This is a genomic window from Limosilactobacillus reuteri subsp. porcinus, assembly GCF_036621895.1.
GTDB lineage: Bacteria > Bacillota > Bacilli > Lactobacillales > Lactobacillaceae > Limosilactobacillus > Limosilactobacillus reuteri_J.
Genome location: NZ_LN887326.1, coordinates 1 through 3,907 on the forward strand (window position 1 = coordinate 1; position 3,907 = coordinate 3,907).

At 38.1% G+C, this 3,907-nt stretch carries 4 protein-coding genes; all 4 read right to left on the minus strand.

The window, feature by feature from the left end:
- Positions 1 to 184 precede the first annotated feature (184 nt).
- Positions 185 to 1,492 carry a serine--tRNA ligase gene (gene serS / locus AACL61_RS01235; RefSeq protein WP_102815910.1) on the minus strand — a complete coding sequence of 436 codons (1,308 nt, stop codon included), beginning with the start codon at positions 1,490 to 1,492 and terminating at the stop codon, positions 185 to 187.
- 1,729 nt (positions 1,493 to 3,221) lie between these two features.
- Entirely contained in the window at positions 3,222 to 3,383 is a 162-nt protein-coding gene (locus AACL61_RS01240) for a transposase (protein ID WP_231125333.1), read from the minus strand.
- Positions 3,384 to 3,427: 44 nt separating this feature from the next.
- On the minus strand, positions 3,428 to 3,607 hold the full coding sequence (locus AACL61_RS01245) for a hypothetical protein (protein WP_339110869.1): 180 nt from the start codon (positions 3,605 to 3,607) through the stop codon (positions 3,428 to 3,430).
- A gap of 26 nt (positions 3,608 to 3,633) precedes the next feature.
- Complete coding sequence (locus AACL61_RS01250; RefSeq protein ID WP_339110870.1) at positions 3,634 to 3,867, minus strand: transposase; 234 nt, start codon at positions 3,865 to 3,867, stop codon at positions 3,634 to 3,636.
- Positions 3,868 to 3,907 lie beyond the last annotated feature (40 nt).

Below are 3,907 nucleotides of genomic sequence, written 5' to 3' on the forward strand. Positions count from 1 at the left end.
TACATCTTAAGGCAAAAGAGGCCTTTTTTATATAATTTTTATCGCCCACCCGCATAGCAGGTGGTTTTTTGTTTCGTGCACTCGCTCTGCTCGCGCACTCAACTAGGTCTAAAGACATTAATCAAAAAAAGAAGCTCAGATTTAGCAATCCGAACTTCTTTTTAAAAACTGTCTTCTATATATCTTATTTATTAACTTTATTACGGAAAGGAACCGCATTTCCCTTAGTAATCTTAGTAACACCATGCATGTATGGTACCAATACTTCTGGAATTGTTACAGAACCATCAGCGTTTTGATAGTTTTCCAAGATAGCTGCAACTGTCCGACCAACGGCTAAACCAGAACCGTTAAGTGTGTGAACATATTGTAACTTACCATTTTCATCCCGGTATTGGGTGTGCATCCGCCGTGCCTGGAAGTCCAAGCAGTTTGAACAACTTGAAACTTCACGATACTTATTTTGTGCCGGCATCCACAATTCAAGATCATGGGTTTCAGATGCCGTAAAGCTCATGTCACCAGTAGTTAAGGTAATAACATGGTATGGCAAGTTTAACTTCTTCAAGATGTTTTCAGCGTTAGCAGTCATCTTTTCAAGTTCATCCCATGAGTTTTCTGGCTTAGTATACTTAACCATTTCTACCTTATTGAATTGGTGCATCCGGATCAATCCTCGGGTATCACGACCCGCTGCTCCCGCTTCAGAACGGAATGATGGTGTTAAAGCAGTAACGTAAACTGGTAATTCTTCAGTTGGGATAACTTCGCCACGGTAGTAATTAGTCAACGGAACTTCAGCAGTTGGAATCAAAGTCATATCCTCACCGTTAACCTGGTAAACCCCTTCTTTGAACTTAGGGAATTGACCAGTACCGTACATTGAATCAGCATTGACGATATATGGTGGTAAGACTTCGGTATATCCTTCCTTCATGTGTTCATCAAGCATGAAGTTGTAAACTGCTCGTTCAAGCTGAGCACCAAGCCCTAAGTAGTAGACAAAACGCGCACCAGAAACCTTACCAGCGCGATCAAAGTCTAAAATACCAAGATTTTCACCAATATCCCAGTGATGCTTAGGCTCAAAATCAAAGTCGCGAACCTTACCCACTTTCCGTAATTCAACGGCACCATCTTCCGTTAAGCTAACTGGAACACCATCGTGGGGAACATTCGGAAGGTGAGCCATCTTATCATGGAGTTCAGCATCATTTGCTTCAATTTCAGCGTCCAATTCCTTGATCTTATCACCAAGTTCACGAGTTTCCTTAATGGCAGCATCGGCGGATTCACCATTACGCTTAGCTTCTCCAATCTTCTTTGATGCTTCATTACGTTGCGCCTTCATTGTCTCAGTTTGTTGGAGCAATTCCCGTCGCTTTTTATCTAACGCAATAACTTCATCAATTTCTTCTAGTTTTACACCACGTGTAGCTAACTTTTCCTTATAAAAATCAGGTTCTTGACGAATCTTTTTAATATCTAACATCGTATTTCCTCCTAATTATATAAAAAAGAGCCATTCCATCCTTTATATTTTGGGACGAAATGGCTCTAGTTCCGCGGTACCACCCAAGTTTGACTATCTTTAGTCACCCTTCGAAGTAGATAACGGCTACTATCCGTGCAGAATTACCTGCCCACATATTTTTGCACCGGAGTTTCGGTCGACAGCTCTCACCATCCGCTGCTTCTCTGAACAACCTACTTGAAATGCATTCGTGTTTTCTATTCTGCAATTATCTTATTACACTTTTTCTAATTTATCAATTGAATTTTTGTTTAAAACAAAAAAGGATTTTCACTTCTGAAAATCCTTTTTTAGTTAGTTTACGCACAACTAACTTTGGTGATAAGTCCACCATTCAACATTTAAAACCTACCACCAAGCGGCTTACTACAGTAGGCTAGCACATTTACCATACTGTTGTAATTTCTGTGCCGACTTTTGAGGTATCGCTAGTACTAGGTGTACTGTTGAATCGTTGTTTAGCACAATTGTCATGAACAGTAAAAAACTTTTAGTAGCAAATACACTTATATGATAAAACTAAACTGTTATCTGCTTATTGCTGTTGGCGTAGACAATAAGACTTTTAAGTTATCTGGGGGGGAGATATTGCTACTAATGCTTAAAGTTAAGTATTCGGGGGGTTCTTATAAGCATTATCATTCTACCGTTTGACAAATTTATCTAAACAGTATTCAACTATTTTATGATACCTGCTATATAAGGCGATAAACCTTATATCTATTAGGGAGTAGTAGTCGCGACAAACAATGCACAAAAATTGTTGCTTAACACTTAATAACTTGACTTTACCACTATCCAGTCAAGCGACAGCTACCATTATAATTAGCCTAAGTAGGCATCGGGGGCGCCTCTTTAAGGTTATTATAATAGCCTATATCTGCCAGTTTAAAAGGAGATTATCCCAAGCCACCTGGCACATACTTACCACTATCTTTTGGAGTAAGTTAAGTCACTCAATAAACCATTTTATAAATAAAAGGTAAAGTACTCCTCAAGATAAATAGTAACCACAAAGATCACTACCAGGTAGCATTTCATCTGTAGCTGTCGACCAGATGAATGGTGGCACCTGCTGGCAAGTTACAACCAATCATTTATTAAACAAGTGGCTAAACTAGCAATTTTTAAGAACTTCATTTTATTAAAAAGCTGATAATTAAATGATGATTAATCATTTATCTTGTTGATACAACATTTTAATAATAACTTTCAATTGTCATTCTACACTCTTAGTAACTTTTTTCAACTGATTTATCATCAGAAAATTTACTTTCTTAATAAAAAGTAAACATCATTGTTATTATATCAACTTTTAAGAGCGATAATAGTATAATATTTTCTTTTTTATTCACTTTTTATAAATGAAATGTTGGTCATATGTATAAATAGCCCCCCTTATTTATCGTTTGATCATTGTCAGCCTGTCAAGTACGCAAAAAAGCCCATGTCATTTAGAGGCTCTACAATTTTGAGGCTGAGAAGAAAGTCCCTTTTTCCTCTTAAATTAAATGAAATGCCGGACAAAGACGGTCAATTTGCGACTGATTTCGTCCGGCATTTTCTTGATATGTATTTATTTTTGCGCCCCAGTTGTGCTTTGACGAGCCCAATCAGCTAATCTTTCTAGATTGAGCGTCATCAAGGCGATTCCCAGGGCATTTTTCACCGCCTGTTTTCCGCAATGTTATGTTCTTCGATAACCCATATTTTGTTTTAGGCGTGCGAAAACAGCCTCAACGTCAAATTTGCGTCGCCGATAAATGGCATGACCCTCATCACTCTGGATAGCGGTCTTGACCAGATTTCGGAAATAATTCCACGTTCCGTTAACGTAGATTTGGCGCAAGCGCTGAGCCTTGGCTGTTCTTGAAGCTTCACTGGCTGCTTCAGTTATTGAAAGGCATTAGCTTCATAAACCTTAAAATTACGTTCAAATCCATATTTATCATGCCGTTTGCTATATCGTTTGAAGTCGAATCGTACTCCTTGCGGATCAATGTAGTAATCATCTTCGGCGTTGTAGGTCCAATTATCCGAATATTTTGGATTGGATTTATAACGTTTCTTCAATTCACGATTCATGGTGCTGTAAGGGATCAATACCTGCTGATTGAATTGAATTCATCAATTAAAATCGTATAGTTATATTCACTTTCATATCCAGCATCAGCGACGATCGTTTCAAACATTTCACGGCACGCCATTTGTTTTAGAAACGGTACTAAGGTTCTTGTGTCAGTTGGATTACTGAAAATATCATAGTCAATCACAAACTGATGATTTGTCGCAATTTGTAAATTGTATCCTGGTTTAAGTTGACCATTGAGCATCGGATCTTCTTTTATCCGCTTGAACTACTCCCACTTAGCT